The 21,186-nt window shown below is 48.8% G+C and carries 6 protein-coding genes; all 6 read left to right on the top strand.

The features are described from left to right. The first annotated feature begins 16 nt into the window (after positions 1 to 16). The 6 genes from edeK to HP567_RS19045 are packed head-to-tail and all read left to right on the top strand — an operon-like array spanning position 17 to position 21,168. Positions 17 to 4,000 carry an edeine non-ribosomal peptide synthetase EdeK gene (gene edeK, locus HP567_RS19070; protein ID WP_173607816.1) on the top strand — a complete coding sequence of 1,328 codons (3,984 nt, stop codon included), beginning with the start codon at positions 17 to 19 and terminating at the stop codon, positions 3,998 to 4,000. A gap of 30 nt (positions 4,001 to 4,030) precedes the next feature. Beyond that, positions 4,031 to 6,721: an edeine non-ribosomal peptide synthetase EdeJ gene (gene edeJ, locus HP567_RS19065; RefSeq protein WP_173607815.1), complete on the top strand. Its 2,691-nt coding sequence runs from the start codon at positions 4,031 to 4,033 to the stop codon at positions 6,719 to 6,721. A 1-nt stretch (position 6,722) separates the two neighbouring features. After that, positions 6,723 to 15,383 (top strand): edeine biosynthesis hybrid PKS-NRPS EdeI, encoded by an 8,661-nt coding sequence (gene edeI / locus HP567_RS19060; protein ID WP_173607814.1) that lies wholly within the window; start codon positions 6,723 to 6,725, stop codon positions 15,381 to 15,383. A gap of 16 nt (positions 15,384 to 15,399) precedes the next feature. Further along, positions 15,400 to 16,668, top strand: a complete 1,269-nt coding sequence (fabD, locus tag HP567_RS19055; RefSeq protein ID WP_173607813.1) for an ACP S-malonyltransferase — start codon at positions 15,400 to 15,402, stop codon at positions 16,666 to 16,668. A gap of 41 nt (positions 16,669 to 16,709) precedes the next feature. Beyond that, the gene (gene edeG / locus HP567_RS19050; protein ID WP_173607812.1) at positions 16,710 to 20,081 is read left to right on the top strand and encodes an edeine polyketide synthase EdeG; all 3,372 of its coding nucleotides are present in this window, start codon (positions 16,710 to 16,712) and stop codon (positions 20,079 to 20,081) included. A 43-nt stretch (positions 20,082 to 20,124) separates the two neighbouring features. After that, positions 20,125 to 21,168, top strand: coding sequence for a BtrH N-terminal domain-containing protein (locus HP567_RS19045; protein ID WP_173607811.1), 1,044 nt, complete (start codon positions 20,125 to 20,127; stop codon positions 21,166 to 21,168). Positions 21,169 to 21,186 lie beyond the last annotated feature (18 nt).

The following is a 21,186-nucleotide window of genomic DNA, read 5'->3' as shown; positions in this document are numbered from 1 at the left end:
GAAAAGAGGGATTGGCTTGACAACGATAACGGCACAAAACATCTTGCTGGCCAGTGGGCAGTTTGATCGCGAAAAAGACTTTTGGATGGAGAACCTCTCTCGAGAGTTTCATTCACTCGACCTTCCAACAGACTCTCGGGCCTCGTTTCAGCGTCAGTCTGAGCTTCGTGGGTTGAACATCGTGTTTCCGGACGAACTGAGCAGGGCACTGATTCATTTGAGCAATGGCTCAGATCAACGTTTGTTCATGGCTTTGCTGAGTGGATTGGGCATCTTGTTGTCCAAATACACGGGACATCAGGACATATGCGTTGGAACGGCTATCTTTCGTCAAACAGAGCCGGGTGAGTTCTTGAATAAAGTGCTGCCTCTGCGTCATCAGGTACTCCCGGAATGGAGCATCAAGGAGCTGCTGCAAGAAGTTCGGCAGACCTTAAAGGCAGCTGTGGAACATCAGAACTACCCAATCTTGCGGTTGATCGAGGAATTGCAAGTACCGCAGCAGGGGAACAGCACACCGTTCTTTGAGGCGACTTGCTTATTGGACGTTCTTCATGATCAGGACAGCCTGGAACAGGTATCGAGCGAGTTGCAGCTCCTCTTTTCTAAAAAGGGGAACTCGCTCGAATTACTTGTGCGTTACGTGGGGCAAAGATACCAACTCAGCATGATGGAACGGATGATGGAGCACTTGGTCCGTATCTATCAGGTCATCGTAACCCACCCGAATCAAAAAATCGCCGAGATCGCGTGCTTATCTGAGGCTGAGGTACGTGAGTTAGTTCTTTCATTCAACGACAATCGGATTGATTTTCCGCGCGATCAGAGCTTTGATCACCTCTTTGAGGAGCAAGTAAAAAAGACGCCTCATCGCAAAGCGGTTACAGACGGAAAATCAACGTTAACCTACCAGGAATTAAACGAGAGATCCAACCGACTTGCGCGCCATTTTATCCAGCAAGGATTACGACCTGGCACAAAAATCGGTATCTATATGAAGCGTAACGTGGATACGCTAGTTGCGATTCTTGCAGTGTTCAAAGCGGGAGGAGCCTACGTACCGATTGATCCAGACTATCCGCAGCATCGGATCCTGTACATCGTGCAAAAGAGCGAGATTGCAGGGTTAATCACTCAGCCTGACTTGCTAGATGGATTGGAGCAGATTCAAGCATCCTCGCCTGAGCTGAAGTATCTCTATGTCTTTGGTTCATCCGATCAATCCGTAGAGTCACTATCGGGAGAGAACATCGGTCGGGAGAGTGCGGGAACAGACCTGGCTTACATCATCTTCACATCGGGCACGACTGGACAACCAAAAGGCGTAATGGTGCACCATCGCGGAATGATTAACCACATTTTCGCTAAAATCAACGACCTATCCCTCTGCGAAGATGATCTTGTCGCACAAACGGCTTCGCTTTGCTTCGACATTTCCGTTTGGCAATATCTGGCTGTTCTGCTGGTGGGTGGCTCTGTGCAAGTGGTCGATACAGAGACGGTAATGGATACGCAGGCTCTTCATAACGTACTCCGTTCCAACCGCGTCACCGTAGCGGAAGTGGTACCTTCTCTGCTCTCCGTGCTGCTTGATCTCGTCCAAGAATGGCCGGACTCCGAACGCAGCTTCCCTGATCTGCGATGGATGGCAGTGACAGGAGAGGAGTTGCCAGCTCCTCTGGTAAGACGCTGGTTTGCCTGCTATACGGAAATTCCATTGGTGAATATGTACGGGCCAACGGAAGCATCCGATGATATTACGCACCACATTATTCGGGGGATGCCCAGCGATCAGCAGATTGTGGTTCCTATCGGCATACCGATCCAGAACACTCATATTTACATACTCGATCAAAATCAGTGTATTTGCCCACGAGGCGTAAAAGGAGAAATTTGTGTAGCAGGTCCGGGGGTTGGATACGGCTACTACAAAGATGAGGTACGGACACAAAAAGTTTTTGTAGCAAATCCGTATGCCAACTGGGTAGAAGACCCTGACTACCAAGTACTCTACCGTACAGGTGATGTCGGACGGATCACGGAGGACGGATATATTGAGTACTTCGGGAGAATGGACAATCAAGTCAAGATTCGGGGTTACCGAATCGAATTAAGTGAAATTGAACAGGTGATGCGTAGACATCCAGCGGTTAAAGACGCAGTGGTCTTGGCGCTTTCAGAGGAAACAGGTGCAAAGTACTTATGTGCCTATGTCGTTCCCCAGGAGGAATTTTCCGCACGAGATGTGCGTGATTATCTGTTTACTGTGCTTCCGGAATACATGGTGCCGATGCACTATGTAAAACAAACCGTATTGCCACTTACCCCTAACGGAAAAGTGGACAGAGGGGCTTTGCCGAAGCCCGGCATACAGGATCGGGTCGACACATCTATTTTGGTGTCAGCGACAACCGAGACGGAAAAAGCTCTCACCCACATCTGGGCGCATGTGTTACAGCTCGATCCAAACACAATCAGTGCTCGGGACAATTTTTTCGCTCTAGGGGGGCACTCGTTAAAAATCAACGCGGTAGCTGCCCAGGTTGCACAACAATTTGGCGTTCAGCTTCCACTGCGAACCTTGTTTAATCACCCAACGATTCAGGAGCTTGGCAAGGTGATAGATGGCGCAGACAAGACCATTACGAAGAGACGATTCTCAGTCGAAGCCAGAACGTACTATCCGGTTACGGCCGCCCAGCGAAAGTTCTTTATTCTTCAGCAGGTCAATCCGGCAGACACAAGTCTTCACATTACGGCTGCCCGTTTCATCGAGGGTGAGTTGAGCCGTGAGAAGGTAGAACATGCTTTTCAAGGATTGGTTGACCGCCATGAATCTCTTCGTACCTCGTTTGATTATAGAGATGGGCAAGTGGTTCAAATTGTACATGATTCGCTGGCCTTCCATTTGGAAGTGAGCGAAGCCAGTGCAGAGCAGTTGGAGGCCAGTCTGGCAGCGTTTGTACGACCATTCGACTTGCGTCAAGCACCCTTGTTGCGTGCAGGGCTAATCAGGATTGCTCCGGAAAAGCATCTCTTGATGTTCGACATGCACCATATCGTTTCAGACGGTGTATCCATGGATATTCTCGTAGAGGACTTTGTTCGTCTCTATGCAGGTGTGACACTTCCTGTATTGGACGTCCAGCAAAAAGAGTTTGCTGTTTGGCAGGAATCTGCACTTGAGTCAGGGGAGCTTCAAGCTGACTATTGGGCAGACTTGTTTACCAGCCCGGCTCCACTACTATCGATTCCGACTGATTATGAAAGGCCAGAATCTCTTACGTATCCTGGTGCGACGATTGAGTTTGATATATCGGCTGAGGAGAGGCAGCGGTTGCTGGAATTGGCAACGCAGGAACATGCGACACTTTACATGGTACTGCTGTCGGTTTACAACATGCTGCTTGCAAAATACAGCGGTCAAGAGGATGTCGTTGTCGGAACTCCAGTAGCTGGCCGTAAATTTGCAGAGTTTGATGAAGTGATTGGGATGTTTATCAACACGATTCCTTTACGAAATTATCCAAAAGGCGAGAAAACCTATCGCGAGTTTCTTGCGGAGGTCCGCGAGCATACGCTTGCCTCTTTTGAACAAGCGGATTACCCGATTGATTTGTTTGTCCAGACTCTTGGTCTTGAACCAAATACAGGTCGTCAGCCTCTTTTTGATACAATTTTCGTCCTGCAAAACATGGACAATCCAGAAGGGGAACTGGAGCTTGAGGGAATGATCGTCAAAAACTATCCCCTGCAAAACAAGACGGCTAAGCTTGACCTTCATCTGTCGGCTTATCCGGTTTTCGACAGACTTACATGTAAGCTGGATTACCGCAGTGACCTGTTCCGCAGAGAGACGATGGAGCAGTTTGTGAGTGACTTCAAAAGCTTGTTGCAGCAGGTGATGGAAGATCCCCAGCGCCTCCTGCAAGACTTTGAATTGACCCGTGAGGTAGCCCTTATTCAAGCACAGGGCGTCGATTGGGATTTTGAATTTTAGAGCAAGCGGTGAGTAAGAGGGGGAGGGCATATGGAGAATACTATTTCGCAAAACATTCTGCTAACCAGTCGGAAATTTAGCCGGGAGGAGCAGTACTGGCAAGAGAAGTTACAGGGGGAGTGGACGCTCTCCCTCCTTCCAACCGAAGGGACGGAGAAGGAAGGCGTTGGGGAGGAGGAGACAAAAGAAATATCGTTTGTCTTTCCAGATGATTTGAACGCTGCCATTGCGGCCCATTGCGGTCATCATCCGATGAAGCTCTACCTGTTCCTTCTGTCGACATTTCAAATCATGCTGAATCGGTATAAGCAGACAGACGACATGATCATTCTCACGCCCGTCTTTCAGAATCCGCTTCCCCCTAATGCTTGGAATCGGGTGCTGCCGCTGCGTGTACGGATGCATCAAGAAGCTACTTTTGCAGAAGTGGCGAAAGAGGGTAAGCAGCTAGTCAAAGAGGCAATGGAGCATCAGAACTATCCGTTTTCGCAAATGATGCAATGGCTTGATCTATCCAACACAGATAGGAAGACACTGCTGGATACAGCCTTCGTACTCGAAAACGTGCAAGATATTGCTGCTTTAGAAGGCTTGTCTCTGCAAGTGGTATTTGCATGCAAGCAAACAGAAGATGGAATGACCGGACGCGTGCGATATGCGGGCGAGCAGTTCCAAGAGGCTGTCATCGAACGGATGATTGGGCATTATCAACAAATTCTTCGTGAAGTCGTCGTCGATCCTAAACGGTCCGTCCAGACAATCGATATGTTGACAGAGGCGGAGCGGACGGATCTGTTGTATACCCGCAATCAGACGGACGTTCCTCATTCTGCTTCCAAGCCGATTCATCAACTGATCGAGGAACAGGCAGCGCGGACGCCGCATCTAACGGCCGCTGTATTTGGCAACAAAACCCTTACTTACGCTCAACTTAATGGCAAAGCCAATTGCCTTGCGCGGATGTTGAAGGAGAGTGGCATTGGGAGAGGAAGCTATGTTCCGGTCTTGATGAATCGTAGCTTGAATCTGGTCATTTCCCTGCTAGCTGTGATGAAAACAGGTGCGGCCTTTGTCCCGCTAGACGTCCAAAGTCCGAGCGAACGGAAAAAGCAGCTACTGGATGAATTGGATTGTCCGGTGACGCTAATCGGGCCAGAAATACGCCAGGAACCGTCATTCGTGCAATGGACACGCGCTGTAATCGTCGATGCGGACGATATCCGGGAAGAACAGGACTTGAATGTCCAGGTAGATGTGGACGACCCGATCTATGTGATCTATACATCTGGTTCCACTGGCAAACCAAAAGGAGCAGTTGTTCCTCATATCGGTATTTTCAACCGGTTTCGCTGGATGGATGAACATTACGGTTGTACGGAACAGGACGCCATTTTCCAGACGACTCCCCACCATTACGATAGTTCGGTCTGGCAACTATTCTGGCCGCTCTTGCATGGTGGCCGTACGGTATTGCCGATTCCGGAATTCGAGATGACGCTCGATCAAGTGTTACACGCCATTTCAACCTATCAGATTACGATTACGGACTTTGTGCCGTCTGTGTTCAATCTGCTGGTGGATCAAATGGAAACACGGTTGGACATACACGATTCACTTTCTTCGATTCGCCACCTGATCTTGGGCGGAGAGGAAATCACGGCTCACACCGTACATCTGTTTCTTCAGCGATTTCCCCACGTTCGTATCACGAATCTGTATGGACCGACAGAGACGTCTATTGGTGTCATCTACTTTGAGATCGACCATACCCATCAGGGGCCGATCCCGATTGGAAAGCCGATAGCCAATACGAAAATCTTGCTGCTGGATTCAAATCGCAAACTTGTTCCGGCGGGACATCAAGGGGAGATTTATATAACAGGCTTGTGCTTGGGGCATGGGTACTTGCATGATCCCGAGAAAACTGCTACCAGCTTTGTTGACAACCCTTATCCGGAAATTGGCTATCAAAAGCTTTATCGGACAGGTGACCTTGGGCGTTATCTGCCGAATGGCAATATCAAGTTCTGCGGTCGCATCGATCATCAAGTAAAAGTACGCGGGCACCGAATTGAATTGGGCGAGATTGATGAGGTTTTATTGTCCCACCCGCTAGTAAAAGAATGTGCCGTGCTATTTCAAGAAGAGAAGGCTCGATTGTGCGCGTACTACGTAACGAATGCTCAGGAATTAACCGCAAGTGACCTGCGTGGTTATCTCAGCGAGCGGCTTCCCGATCACATGATCCCTTCCTTTTTTGTCAGCATTGAAAAAATGCCTTTGACAGCAGGGGGCAAGATCAATCGCAAGCTATTGCCTGAAGTGGATGAACAGCAGGCGTCCGATGCTGAATATGTAGCCCCACGAAACGAGAAGGAAGAACAGCTGGTTACCATCTGGAAAGAAATCTTGGGAATCGAAAAAGTGGGGGTACACGACAGCTTTTTCCAGCTGGGAGGGAATTCCCTGCTGTTGCTTAAAATGCATGCGCAAATTGTAAAACAAGTGGATAGCGAGATTAGTGTCGCGCATTTGTTTTCCTACTATACGATTGCCATGTTTGTGGATTTTCTCGAACAAAGAAAACAGGATCAGTTTGCATCTATGGAAGATCAAAGCGATGATGATGAATCCCTTCTGGAATTGCTGAGGGAGGTCAAGGAGGGAGTTCTCTCCGTAGACAAGGGTGCCGAGCTGATCGACAAAAGAAAGGGGAATTAGGATGAGTTTGCTAAAAAAATACATCTTGGAGCAAGTGGCAGCTCATCGGCTGCAAGAGAAGGAAGCACTCCCCTTGCTGAAAGAACTGTCCTCTGCCAACGTGAATACGCGCCAAGATATCGCGATCATCGGTATGGCTTGTCGTTTTCCCGGAGCCAACAGCCTCGAAGAATACTGGAACAATTTGAAACAGGGGCATGATTCAATTGGCGATATCCCTGCTGCAAGGCGTCCAGACGTCGAGAGGGTAGCGAGAGAATTTTTTAACGGCAAAGATTTTAAGTATGAGCGGATGGGATATCTCGATCACGTGGATTTGTTTGATCATGCGTTTTTCGAGATCTCACCTGCAGAGGCTCGAACCATGGATCCTTATCAGCGGATGTTTCTGGAGTTGGCATGGGAAACATTTGAACATGCCGGGTATAGCGAGAAGATGATCAGCGGTTCACCTACCGGCGTATTTCTGGGATATTGTGACAATGAATCCCAATACCAGCGTGTGTTGAAAAACGTTGATTCGTCTTCGCTTGCTGGCAACGTTGCAGCAATTATCGCTTCACGAATTTCCTATTTGCTGAATTTGTCAGGTCCGAGCCAATTGATTAATACATCTTGCTCTTCCTCCTTGGTCGCTCTGCACCAAGCATGTCATGCCATTGGAAATAACGATTGTCGAATGGCTCTTGTAGGTGGAGTTAACCTTTCCCTGTTTCCGATTCAACAAGATACTGACTTTGGCATCGTTTCTGTAGACCGAAAAACCAAAGCATTTGATGATTTTGCTGATGGAACAGTATGGGGAGAAGGTCTTGGCGCTGTTCTTTTGAAGTCATACGAACAAGCAGTCAAGGATAACGATTACATCCATGCGGTAATCAAAAGCACGGCGGTCAACTGTGATGGTCGTTCTACCAGCATTACAGCGCCCAATGCGATTTCTCAGTCTGCTTTGTTGCGAACAACCTGGGAGCGGGCGCGAATCAATCCGGAGAGCATCTCTTATATTGAGGCACATGGGACCGGGACCAGATTAGGTGATCCTGTCGAGATTGAGGGGATCATGCATGCCTTTCAGAAGGTTTCAAAACGAAAGCAATTTTGCGCAATAGGCTCGGTCAAAAGCAATATCGGGCACACGATAGCAGCATCAGGTGTAGCTGGGATCATTAAAACGGTTCTGATGATGAAACATCGTCAGATTCCGCCGACGCTGCATGTGAAACGGCCGAATACCTTAATTCCTTTTATTGATTCGCCTGTTTATATCAATGATGTACTAAAGGCTTGGGATGTCGAGGCGGACCAACCTGTGAGGAGAGCCGGGGTAAGTGCATTCGGCCTGAGCGGGACAAACGCCCACGTCCTATTGGAAGAGCCTCCTGGGCGCGAGGCGACAGCCGTCACTGGAGCTGGTGATTACCTCATTACGTTATCTGCCAAAACAAGTGACTCACTATGGGATTTGCTCGAGAAATACCAAGCATTTTTATCGGGGCCTTCTGAGCATTCCCTTTTGGATATGTGCGCTACTGCCAATATTGGGCGCGGACACTATCGATATCGCCTTGCCTTCATTATCAACAGCAAAGAGGACTTTTTGCAGAAGATCCATCGCCTGTGCGCGGGAGATCGGACAGAGGACGGTGCTCCGATTGTTGATGGGAACGAGGTATTCTACGGAGTACTGAATTCACGTGGTGAAAGTGAATTGACGATCAGCGTGCAAATAGACAGCGCTAACCCAGTAGAAACGGCAAAACAGTACGTGACCGGGGTGCCTATCAATTGGCTTGAATATTACCGTCCTGTCAAATGGAAGAAGGTACCTTTGCCAACCTATTCCTTTGCCAAAACCCGTCACTGGGTGGAATCTGATCAATCTGCAAACGACATGGCAGAGCGGTCCACTGCCGGAGCATCTGAGGCGATTCATAAGAACGAAATAGCAGATGTGCATAAAATTGCTTCCACCTTCTTTACTTTTGGGGAAACCTTACTGAATCAAGTGAATGTCCGAAAGCAAACAGATTTGGAAGAGAATGAGATTTTTTATTCCGGCTTGTCATCGCTTGCGTGCTTCAAGCAACTGGGTGTTTTCCACAAGCAGGATCAAACATACACGCTGGAAGAATTGCGTGAAGCTGTAGGGATTGATGGAAGAAATGAACATCTCTTCCAACTCATGCTTGGGCTTGTCGTTAAGGCGTCTCTGGTTGAACACGTTGAAGGAACATACCGTCTATCTGCACATGCAGTAGGCCTTGATACGGAAACGTTTTATCAGGATTGTCTGGATCGCTATCCGAATGAGCGGGATACGTTCTCTCAACTGAAAGCGTGTTTTGCTCATTACACAACGATCATGACGGGGCAGAACGTTCGCGTGTCGACCGACAGTACTACTGACTTATTTAAGCCATATGCGGATCGCATTACTCTTGGAAACCCTTCTGGACTTATGGCAGTGGAAACCATTGCTCAATACATCCATTCGTTTAGCCGTCCCGTCCGTATTTTGGAGCTCGGGGGCGGTTCCAGTAGTCTGACTCGCTTATTGCTGCCGAAGATTGAGAAACAAGATGTCATCTACTCGTTTACGGATCGTGCGCAATCGTCTCTCGCAGAGGCAGAAAAAGAGTTCCAAGAGGTGTACCCGTTTGTGCAGTTCCATTCGTTCGACATGGAGCAGGACCCAGCCGGACAAGGCTTCGAACTACACGCGTACGATGTGATTATCGCTAATAACGCTATACACAGGACGAAGGATGTTCGGGCATCCTTATCGATATTGCATCAGTTGCTTGCAGAGAAAGGCGTGCTGTTTGCGATCGAGCTCGTGAAAAATCGTTCAACGGCAAATGTGATCGGGGGGCTTGCCGCAGACTGGTGGCAGCACAAAGACACCGATCTGCGACCGCAAAACAGACTGATGGATGCGCTACGTTGGGAAAAGGCGCTTCGAGATACGAACTATCAATCGGTTGCCATTTATCCGTCGTCAACAGCGCTGGGTGATCTGTCTGATTCAGCGTTATTGATCGGACATTCAGCGTATACGCCACAAGAGTATCGGGAGTGGCTCTACCAGATCAACTGGCAAACAAAAGAGCTGACAACCAATTCTCAGACCCAGCGTTCAGGAATCTGGCTGGTGCTTCAAGATGAAGGCGGTGTTGGAGAAACGCTGGCTGATGCGATGTCATCGGAAGGACATGAAGTGTTCAGACTCCGCAGCGGTGAGGCTTTTGCCTCCGTTTCTTCCCACGAGTTTATCCTAGATCCCAGCCAGCCAGAAGATCTGCGGCGTGTGTTCGAGAGACTTGGAGACAAAAAGGAAAAGCTGACTGGAATTATCCATTTATGGAGCTTGACCTCGGGCGCCCAGCAGCCAAATGATCCCGAACAGCTTGAGGCTCTTGAATCAGCGCAACACCTGGGAGTTTACAGTCTGTTTCATTTGACACAAGTGTTGCTGGAGCTGGATCTGAAGCAGGTGCTTGATTTACGGATCGTTTCGAACTACGCACAAGCAGTGGATGACAACGGACCTGTTTTCTCAGAAAAAGCTCCCTTGTTCGGTCTTGCCAAGGTTATCTCTCAGGAAAATCCAAAACTGCAATGCTTTAGCCTGGATCTAGCAACTGAGGGGCTGTCCGTATCGCAGTTAGCAGGCCAGCTTCTAGCGGAAATTCGCTGCAATCGGGATGACACATTGGTTGCTTATAGAGGAAATCGTATCGTCCCAGAAATGAATCGCTGCGATATCGATCAAATCCCGAAGCGGCCCGTAGAGATACGCGAAAATGGCGTTTACTTGATCGCTGGAGGTACAGGAAAACTGGGACTGGCATTTAGTAAGCATCTGGCCGCGCAAAAAAATGTCACGCTCGTGCTGATTAATCGTTCACCACTTCCACCTAACCACGAATGGCGTGAGCGTTTACAGCATCCAGACTGCAGTGCTGCTGAAGCACGAAAGCTGAAAGCGCTGCTTGAGCTGGAGGAAATGGGAGCGCAGGTAGTCTGCTATGCAGCCGACGTGTCTGACCGTCAGCAGATGGAGGATATTTCGGAGCAAGTCCGAGCCCGTTACGGACCGATCAACGGGATTATTCAATCCGCGGCGCATATCACCTTCGAGACGATTCAGACGAAGAAGTTTTCCGATTTTCAAAATGGTTTGAAAGCGAAGATGGCAGGCACAGTCATACTCGATCAGATAGCTGAACCAGAGCATTTGGATTTCTTTGTCATCTTCTCATCACTTGCTTCGATTTGGGGTGGAGCGACTGGAAGTGACTATGTCTCCTCCAACTGCTTCTTGGATGCCTATAGTGCCGCTCGCAGTCGAACGGGAAAACCAACGATAGCTTTGAACTGGTATGCGTTTGAAGGAATAACAGGTCCTGGTTTTATCGGATACATGCCGATGGATGGAGCCATTCAAGCCTTCGATGCATCGCTGTCTTGCCAAACTGAGCACCTGATCATTGGACAGTTTGATTTGAAAGTGCTGAAGGAATGGGCACCGTCTCTGAAAGTAAAGCTAGGAGATTCGATATTTGCAAGCAGAAAGTCTCATGAAGAACGCGAAGCACTACCCGCAGTGATTATGCAAAATCGTGTTGTTTTGTCTGGCAGGGAGGAAGGCGATCATTACACGTCCTTGGAGCTTGCCTTAGGTCAGATTTGGTCTGATGTGCTGGGTTACACCGAACTGAGCATCGACGACGACTTTTTCAGACTGGGTGGCGATTCTCTTTTGGCAATCGGTATCGTTTCCCGTGTCACCAAGCAGTTGCAAAAAGAGATGACGATCACCGACCTGTTTCAGACACCGACGATTCGTCAATTGGCTATGTTGATGGCTCCGAACGAAGAAACATCTGTGTCAGCGATTCCTGTAGCAGAGCATCGGGATGCTTACCCCGCCACCTCGTCTCAGCAAAGAATTTATGTGCTGGAACAAATGCAGGAAGGGGCAGTTGCCTATAACATCCCAACTGTCATGATGCTTGAAGGAGAGCTAGATAGAGAGGCTTTCGAACGTGCATTTGTCTCGTTGGTTCAGCGTCATGAGTCGTTGCGAACCTCATTTACCATCGTGGATGGAGCTTTGATGCAAACCGTTCACCCGAGCGTAGATTTTACGTTGGCGTATAGCGAAGTCGACGAGAACGAGGCCAAGAAAACGGTCGAACAATTCATCCAACCATTTGACTTGTCAAAAGCGCCGCTTGTTCGCGGGATGCTCATTCGCATTGATGTCAACAAACACTTGTTGCTGTTCGACATGCATCACATTGTTTCCGATGGTGTGTCCATCAACATTTTGATCCGCGAGTTCTTCCAATTGTATCAGGGACTCGAGTTGCCCGAGCTGCGGATTCAATATAAAGACTACAGCGTGTGGCAAACCGAACAACTTGGCAATGGGGTATTGGCTGCTCAGGAGAAATTCTGGCAGGGAGAGCTGGATGGAGAACTTCCTGTGCTTAATCTGCCTACAGACCACCCTCGGCCGTCCGTTCAGAGCTTCGAGGGAGATGTCCTGACCTTTGAGATTCCTCAAGAGATGACAGAGAAGGTACTTGGACTGGCAAAAAACAATGGGGCAACCTTGTACATGACGTTGCTGGGAGCGCTCACCATTATGTTGTCGAAATACGCTGGCGAAGAAGACATTATCATTGGATCGCCAGTGGCTGGCCGTCACCATGCAGACCTGGAAAACATCGTGGGTGTCTTTCTGAACACACTGGCGATGAGAAACTTCCCGCGAAGCGACCGAACCGTAGCGGATTTCCTTCAGGAAGTAAAGGAACGGGCATTGGCTGCGCTCTCTAATGCCGACTATCCGTTCGAAATGCTGGTGGATCGTCTGATGCTGCCAAAAGATACGGCGCGCAACCCGCTGTTTGATGTGATGTTCATTTTGCAAAATACCGGCGACGCGAAGGGAAGCATGAGTGCAAATGGCCTTACGCTCTCTCCTTATCCATTTGAACAACGCTCTGCCCAGTTTGATCTGACCTTTGACATCATCGAGCGAGAACAGCGCCTGATTGTCGATATCGAATACAGCAACAAGCTGTTCAGCAAAGAGACGATCACGTCGATGTCCACACACTTCCAGAAGATACTGGAGCAGATGGTGGAAAATCCTGAACAGTTGATCGGTAAGATATCCATGCTAGCAGAAGAAGAACGTTTGCTGCTGATTGAGCAATGGAATGACACAAGCTTGGAATACTCACGTGAAAAAACAGTCATCCAGCTTTTTGAAGAAGTAGCGGCAACACAGCCAAACGCGCTAGCTGTATCGTGCGGAGATAAGAAAGTTACTTATTCAGATTTAAATAAGCGTGCAAATCAAGTTGCTCGTGTGATCAAGGAACACGGCGTCACTGCTGATACTTGCGTGGGCCTTTTGACGAATCGTTCCGTGGAAATGATGGTCGGACTCTTGGCGATCTTGAAAGCAGGAGCTGCGTTTGTTCCGATTGATCCGGACTATCCAGAAGAACGTATCTCCTATGTTCTGGAAAATAGCATGACTCGCCTCGTCTTAACCCATGATTCTCTTGCAGAGAAGCAGTGGGGAAGTGTTGACCGAGTGGACGTAAACGATTCCCGGATAGAGACGGCAGAAGACTCGAATCTTCCAACACAGTCTGCACCTGGCGATCTCGCCTATGTCATTTACACATCGGGATCTACAGGCAAGCCTAAGGGCGTCATGGTTGAGCACCGCAATTTGATGAACTTCTGCTCGGGGATCGGGGAACACATCGATTTTGCCAGTGCAGACAAAATGCTGGCTGTGACGACGATTTCGTTTGATATTTTTCTGCTTGAAACGATTGTACCGCTGACGAAAGGGATGACCGTAGTCATTGCAACCGAACAGCAGCAAGCAGACCCGCAGGTGCTCAAGGAGTTGATTTTGCAGGAAGAGATCACGTTCCTTCAACTGACTCCATCCCGACTGCAGCTCATGCTGGAAGAGAAGAGCAACTTGCACGCACTTGACTGCCTGAAAGCAATCCTGATTGGAGGAGAAGCTCTTTCAGCGTCTTTGTTCCAACGGCTTCGTAGGCAGACCAAGGCGAGACTTTACAATCTGTACGGTCCGACTGAAACAACGATCTGGTCTACGGTGCAGGACTTGACCGACGCAGAGGAAGTAACGATTGGAGCGCCGTTGCCCAATACACAAGTCTACATCCTCGATGAGCATCTGCAAGTGCAGCCGATGAAGATCAATGGTGATCTTTACATTGCAGGAGATGGGGTAACGAGAGGCTACTTTGGTCAGCCAACACTGACGGCTGAGCGCTTTATCCCTAATCCGTTTCAACCTGGTCAACGCATGTACAAAACAGGTGATCTCGCGAGATGGCTGCCGGATGGGCGTATTGAATACGTGGGACGATCTGACTTTCAGTGCAAAGTGCGCGGTTATCGAATCGAATTGGGTGAGATTGAATCTGCCCTTTCTCAGCATCCGGATATTACGGAAGCGGTGGTCAGTGTGCGAGATACCGCCAGCAATCCTTACCTGGCTGCCTACTATATGGGTCCGCAAATGTTGGACAGTGATGAATTGCGAGCGATGCTGAGCAAAAGTTTACCCGATTACATGATTCCACATTTCTATACACATATGAGTATGTGGCCGCTGACACCAAACGGAAAACTGGATCGCAAATCATTGCCAGAGCCAGATGCAATCCAACACAGCAGTCACACCGAATATCAAGCACCGGCTACCAGACTGGAAGAACAGGTGGCAGGCATCTGGCAGGAAGTGCTGAAACGTGAAACGGTCGGTATGCAGGATAACTTCTTCCAAATAGGCGGTACTTCGCTTTTACTGGTGCAAGTGCATGCCAAGCTTGAACAGCTTTACCCTGGACTGGTTCGAATTGCCGATTTGTTCGCACATCCTACGCTGTCAAGCCTAACCAACTTTTTGAAGAATGCGGCTTTAGACCTGACAGATGAACATGAGGAAACCGATACGGCCACCTATTGGTTGAAGGAGCTGGATCGTGTCTCGTTGATAGAGCTGCCTCCTCAGTATTGGGCTAGTGGAGAAGCGAATGCGGACACAAACTGGGTCCAATTCTCACTTACTGGTGAGCTGTTTGAAAATGTGCAGCAGGTATGTCAAATGGAGGCTGTTGAGGTGAGAGACGTCCTGCTTTCGATGTATCTATACCTCATGGCGGAATTGACTGAACAGCAGGATCTTTATATGGAAGTGGCTGTTGCCAAGGAACTGCAGACGAATGCCTATCCATTCCGGGTGAACATGTCGGAGGTCAACACCTTCTTCGATCTATTCAAGCAGGTGCAACAGAAACGACAGATCATCGAGAAAATGACGGGAGAAGCCTCGTTGTGGCTAAAAAAATTGCGGACAAATCGCAATGAAGGAACCGTTATTCCATTCTTTGGCAGTGTGAATGCATTTACAGATGCAATGTTCACACATCATGAACATGAGCTTACCTTCTGGATCAAGGAAGGAAAAGACGTGATAGATATCGTGTGTGTGTTCGACCCTGATTGCCTACGGGCAGAAAAAGTCACGGAGATGACGCAAGATTACCAGCAATTGCTCAGGATGCTAGTGAATGAATACATGACGTAGAGAAGGGTGATCAAAAATGGACAAAATCGCACTCTTATTCCCGGGACAAGGTTCGCAATATGTTGGAATGGGCCAAGCATTATGTGAGGCCCATCCCATTGCGGCTCGCACCTTTGAAGAAGCAAGTGATGCGCTTGGATTTAACCTGCAAACACTTTGTTTTGCAGGGGATGTACAAGAACTGACCAAAACAGAGCACGCTCAGCCGGCAATCCTGACGGCAAGTGTCGCAGCCTTCCGCGTTTATTCACAGGAAATGGACATCGAGCCACAGTGGGTGGCTGGTCACAGTCTGGGCGAGTTTACGGCCCTGACTTGCGCCGGTGCCATCCAGTTTGCAGATGCCGTCCGCCTTGTCTATCGGCGCGGTCAGTTCATGCAGGCGGCTACGCCGCAGGGTGTCGGTGCCATGTCAGCAATTTTCGGGTTGAATGCTCAACTTGTCGAGGAGATTTGTCGGGAACATTCTCGTGACGGTGCGATCGTCGTGGTCGCCAACCATAACTCCTTAGATCAGATTGTCATCTCCGGACATGCACATGCGGTGCGACAAGTAGAAGAAGCGTGCAAGCAGCATGGCTCGACTTCCGTTGTCAGCCTCAAGGTGAGTGCGCCTTTCCATTCGCCACTCATGGTGCAAGCAGCCGAGCAACTAAATGAAGAATTAAAGCGGTACACGTATTGCGATCCCAAGTGGCCTGTCATTTCCAATGTGACAGCACAACCTTATGTCCATGCAGATCAACTTGTCGATTTGCTCACAGCCCAGACAACCAGCCCTGTTCGCTGGCAGTCCACGATGGATTACTTGGTAAAACAGGGAGCGAATACCGTAATTGAGCTCGGACCGAAAAGTGTACTGACAAATTTGGCCAAAGGATATCCCCTACGCGCCTTTGCTTTTGACAAGCAGGGGGAGATCAATCGTTATCAGCAAGAGCTTCTGGATGCTAAAACGCGTAATCAAGCAGCCATTGCCCAATTGGTTGATTCTTGCATTGCGATTGCCGTTTGCACAAAAAACCGCGGTCTCGATGAAGAAGCGTATCAGCAAGGAGTGATCGCTCCCTATCAAGCGCTACAACAACTGAGGCTACAGCTGGAACAAGGGGAAAAAGAGGGGAGCTATGGGGATGTACGCGAAGCTTTTTCTCTGCTTCGTATGATCCTGCAAACAAAAAAAGCTCCTGACACGGAACAAGCCATGCGCTTTGAACAGCTGACTAGCAAACCGGACTTGCAACAGCGATTTCCTGAGATCAGCAACGAATGGCAAGCAAGCTAAGCCGAACCAGGTGAGCAGAGGACCCAAGGAGGAAGAATGCAGTGAGCAAGCCATTAGGACTGAACCGAATCAAACTGAATAAACAGCAGACGGATGCTCATTCAACAGACAGCAAACCCAATCAACACGATATCGCGGTGATTGGTGCTGCTTGCCGATTCGGAAGCGCAGAAAACCCGGCAGAATTTTGGCGTCTGTTGCAAGCTGGTCAAGATTGCGTGCGTGAGCTTCCCAAAGAGCGCCAGAACGATTTGATTCCATTGTTACTCGCCAAAGGTATGACGATGGAGCAAATTCAATTTCGAGAAGCTGCCTACCTGAATGAAATTGATAAATTCGATCCGCAATTTTTCGGTCTTTCTCCGAAGGAAGCCAGTCAGATGGACCCAAATCAACGCTTATTTTTGCTGACATGCTGGGAGGCGATTGAGGACGCTGGATATGGTGGAACGATGCTCGCAGGCAGCCGTACGGGTGTATATCTGGGGTTTAGCAGTGATTTTGGTGAAGAGTATAGACGAATGATTCGAGAGCTGGAACCAGATGCGCTGTCCACCTCAATCATTGGCAATATGAAATCGGTGATCGCTTCTCGCATCTCCTACCTGTTGGATCTCAAAGGTCCGAGCATGCTTGTGGATACTTCCTGCTCCTCTTCGCTGATGGCTGTTCATCTGGCATGCCAGGCGATTCGTCGAGGAGAATGTGAGATGGCGCTTGCTGGCGGTGTCAAGCTCATCCTGCTGTCTTTACAAGATGGAAGCAATGATTTGGGGATTTTATCTCAATCTGGTCGTACTCGCCCTTTTGACAATGATTCAGACGGTACAGGTGTCGGTGAAGGTGTTGGCGCCGTTTTGCTGAAGCCGTTGGCAAAAGCTCTTGCAGACGGCGATTCGATTTATGCGGTGATCAAGGGAAGCGCGGCCAATCAAGACGGTCATTCTTTTGGTCTTACGGCGCCAAATTCACTGGCACAAGCCGAAGTGATCCAGCAGGCATGGAAAGATGCGCAGATTGATCCCCAAACCCTTTCCTATATCGAGGTGCACAGCATAGGTACCAAGCTGGGTGATCCGATGGAGATGGACGGCCTAGAGAGAGCGTTTCGCCCATACACAAGCCGACGCCAATTTTGTGGGATCGGCTCCGTAAAGACGAACATCGGTCACACCGACCATGTAGCGGGCATGGCTGGTCTTTTCAAGGTAATCCTGTCTCTTAAACAAAAGCAGATACCTCCGCATTTGCACTTCCAGCGGGCGAATCGGATGATTCCTTTTGAGCAATCTCCCATTTACATCCATGACACATTGACAGATTGGGAACCAGAACAAAGTGTACGCCGGGCAGGAATCAGTTCCTTTGGGATGAGTGGAACGAATGTGCATCTGGTTGTTGAGGAAGCGCCATCCATACAGCCCCCAAAGCAAGACGAAGGGATTCAGACTATCGCTTTATCAGCTAAAAGCAAGGAGAGCTTGCTCGACCTGTTGCTCCGCTTTCAGAAGTGGACCAGCAAGCCTGTGGAGGAACTGCCGACATTGGAAAGTCTCAGCTTTACGGCAAATACGGGCCGTAGTCACTACGGCTACCGTTTGCTGCTGATTTGCAAGGACATGGACGATTTTGCCGCAAAAATCTCCAAGCTGTGTGCGAGCGACTGGACAACACTTTCTGACCCGGATATTTTCTTCGGCTGGCACAAGGTTATTTCGCAGGAAAAAGCTGATAGAGAACCAGGGATTCTGACTGAGGCAGAACAACAAGCGATGAATAAGGCTGCTGATTCTCTTTTGCAAAAGCTTTTATTGGCGCAAAGCAAAGAGTTGTCTGATCTGAAAGAGCTCGGCGAATTGTATGTGAGCGGGGCAGATGTACGCTGGAGTGCCATGTATACGTTTAAAAAGCCGCGGCGCGTGCACCTCCCTGTTTATCCGTTTGAGCGTAAACGTTGTTGGCTGGACATTTCTTCTCTTCATTCTCTTGCTCTTGGCAAGGATGCCGGGAGAGAAAATGACAAGGTTGCACCGCAAAAATCTGGTGAAGTGAAGCTGCCAAACGTGGTGGTACGTGGGAGAAAACATGATACCTACACCGCTTTAGAGCAAGAGCTGGCTCGCATTTGGGGATATGTCCTGGGGCTTGAAGAAGTAGATGTCCATGACAATTTTTACGAGCTGGGCGGGGACTCGATCATTGCGATTAAAATGGTCAGCGAAATTTCCAAGCGGATGAACCGAGAAGTAGAAGTACAAGACCTGCTTACCCATTTGACGATTTCCGACTTTGCTGCCTATCTTGATGCGGCTGGGCATGAGGTTGAACAGGTTGCGAAAGCAGAGGCAGCTGCTACTGCCGTCCAAACTGTTCAACAACGAAACACAAAATCATCGCATGGTACGCAAATCAAGCGCAGCTCGTATGCTGATGTCAGTCATTTATCCTGGCGTCAATGGAATTGTTATGATCGCGGTCTCGCTTTATTAATGGAGGAGCAGGATGCCCATCTGATTCCGTATTTTAAGCTTTTTCTCGGGTTGAAGCGCGGCTATCAGCTTGATGCCGAGGGGTACCCCTATTCGTATCGGGAACATGCTGAGGTTATGGGATATTTGTCGGATGAGGAGATGCTTTACAAATTTGGCTATCGGGTCAAACTCGTACCTGTCGCTCGTCTGGATGAATTGCATGAGTCGATCATTCGCCAATTGGATCAAGGCAAGCCAGTAATGGTTGCATTTGACGAGTACTACACCTTTTACACACCGCAATACCAGAAGGAACATACCGATCATCTCACCGTCATCACTGGCTATGACCATGAAAAGCAGGTCTATACAATCATCAATCACAATCATTTGACTCGCGGGCAAGCTCAGCGAATCCAGTACGATAAATTCTCCACAACCTATCAAACGCTTGAGGAGATTTATGCAAATATTGAGCCGCATTCTCGGCTGATCATGGTGCTCGATCGCATTTCAGATGACGAGGCAAGCTTGCGTGCGAGCGCAGAGCAGGAATTGCTGCGTTTACTAAAAGCGGTCGAGAGTAAACAACAATCTGGCCGTGAGCTTACGCTGTTGTTATCGCTTACGGAGCAGCCAGACACCTATTTTCATGAAGCCAATTTAAACGAGCTCTACGTTCAATTAGGCGGAAAAGAACTGTGCGTGGAAACATTATTGGACTGGTACATTCCACACGCAGATCAGTCTGTACGAGAATTGGCAGAGGAGATTTTACAGACATCGAATAACGCGGTGAATCGCTATGCCCTTAGCTTATACAAAGAAAAAATGTTGAAGCGATCTGATGTGGAAGCTGCTGCCGACAAGTTGAGTTCTCTCACTCGTCAATTTCTGCAACAAGTATTCGCCTTGCGTGAACGTGATTCGGATATCCGCTAGTCGCATGTGTTTACCATTACGATAGACAGGGAGGAGAGTGCTCATGTCACTCGCCGAGATTCAACCGAGCAAGCATCCGAACCTGGATTGCATCGGCGCTTCTATCTTCACGGTTCTGAAATACCTGAATTTTTCCGCCTTGGAAACAGCTTGGAAGCAGTGCGGTGCCATCTATCTTAAAACGCAGGATTCTCCTTATGGAGATGTAAACGGTCAATACATGAGAACAGTCAGTGAGCTTATGTGGATACACAATATCCGCGTAGAAGGACGGGCTGAACCAGAAGACGACTTGTTTTTGGCAAATATACAAGAACGTCTGGAACGGGAGGTACCGACAATCGTCCTCTGCAACATGGCAGAACTCCCGTACAACCCTTATTATCAGGACCTGCCTGAAATGCATAGCATCATTGTCACCGGAAGAGAAGGTAACCAGCTGCTGATCGTCGATGATTACTACCGCTACAAAGGTCTGTTGTCCATCGAGCAATTTTTACAGGCGAGTAACTCTTCCTATCGGGATGCAGGTACAGGTGAATGGTATCCACTCCACAATCGTTCATTTGAATTGGTACTTTCAGATTCCCAGCATCCGACGCCTGATCAGTTACTAGAAGCGGTCAGGAGCAATCTCAGCGTACTAGAGGGACGGTGCGACATAAGTCACATCAAGCGGGAGTTGGATGTGCCCGACGATGTCAACATCGAGGTAGGGCTGAAATCCCTTGATCCTTTTCTCAAAGATGTAGAGGCTTTTCTCGCTAGCGGAGTGGAGATTACAGACGATCATCTCGATATCCTTAACCACAGCTTGATCAGCATGGCACAAACACGAGCGATGTATGCCAATGTGCTGCAAGCGATCAGTGAGAAGTACGAAAACTTTGCAAATCTTGCCGAGCTGTATCGCAGTATCGGACATCAATGGAAAATTACGACCAATATGATTCTCAAGGCTTTTGACAGTAATCGCAGTGATATGGTTCATCGCGTTCTGCAAAAAATCAGCAGCATTAAAACGCAGGAATTCGAGGCAGTCACCAAAACAAGAGAAGTGCTGGAACGGGTTGACGTTGTTGTGTAAGCATTTACCACATGGAGG

The sequence above is a fragment of the Brevibacillus sp. M2.1A genome (genome assembly GCF_013284355.2).
Classification (GTDB): domain Bacteria; phylum Bacillota; class Bacilli; order Brevibacillales; family Brevibacillaceae; genus Brevibacillus.
The sequence above is the reverse complement of the archived record's forward strand: the minus strand, read 5'-3'. Positions and strand labels throughout refer to the sequence as shown.

Excerpts from the sequence above, each read along its gene's own strand:
- edeJ (WP_173607815.1), top strand. The coding sequence starts at position 4,031 with ATGGAGAATACTATTTCGCAAAACATTCTGCTAACCAGTCGGAAATTT.
- edeI (WP_173607814.1), top strand. The coding sequence starts at position 6,723 with ATGAGTTTGCTAAAAAAATACATCTTGGAGCAAGTGGCAGCTCATCGG.
- fabD (WP_173607813.1), top strand. The coding sequence starts at position 15,400 with ATGGACAAAATCGCACTCTTATTCCCGGGACAAGGTTCGCAATATGTT.
- HP567_RS19045 (WP_173607811.1), top strand. The coding sequence starts at position 20,125 with ATGTCACTCGCCGAGATTCAACCGAGCAAGCATCCGAACCTGGATTGC.